The 603-nt window shown below is 63.7% G+C and carries 1 protein-coding gene; it reads right to left on the reverse strand.

Annotation, left to right across the window (positions count from 1 at the left end):
• On the reverse strand, nucleotides 1-603 hold a 603-nt coding region (locus tag JMV15_RS27815), incomplete at both ends, for a DUF6531 domain-containing protein (protein WP_235991969.1).

A 603-nucleotide genomic window follows, 5' to 3' on the forward strand; every position in this document is an offset into this window, starting at 1 on the left:
AAAGGCGCAGCCGGTTGTCATACGCGTCGCTGATCGAGACCAGCACACCGTCGCGAAAGTGATAAAAACGCGAGGCCTGGGCCAGCACCAACTCGTCAGGCGCCGAACCCAAATAGATCGCCGCTTCAGCCAGGCTATTGGTGATCGCGGGCCGAGAGTCGGTGGGCAAGGGCAGGGTAGTCGAGCGGTTCTCATGGTCAGTCCACACCACCGAATCGCCCGACACCACCAGCCGATGAGCCAGCGCATGGCTCCAACCCAACCCCAGCTCACAATCGACCTCCACCGCGCTAGTGCGATACAGCCGTGTCCACTCAAACGGCAAAATCCCGTCCAGCGCGCCGTCGGTGAGGGTGAGCAATTCCTCGCCAGTGACCATCGACACCGGGCAACCGTGGGTAATGGTCTTGTCCGCTGGCGCCGCCGCGTCCCCCTTCGGATTTGAAGCCATGGCCGGCACATCATCGACAGGCTCCTGACGGACCAACGTCGTGCGCTGGGCCTTGCCGCGCACCATCGGCACCGGGTTCGAAACCAGCGTGTCGCCCGCCTTCAACGGCACAGCCGGCACCGTCTTAATCGGCGTCGCCGCACTGCTCAGCA

It is taken from the genome of Pseudomonas paracarnis (genome assembly GCF_904063055.1).
GTDB lineage: Bacteria > Pseudomonadota > Gammaproteobacteria > Pseudomonadales > Pseudomonadaceae > Aquipseudomonas > Aquipseudomonas paracarnis.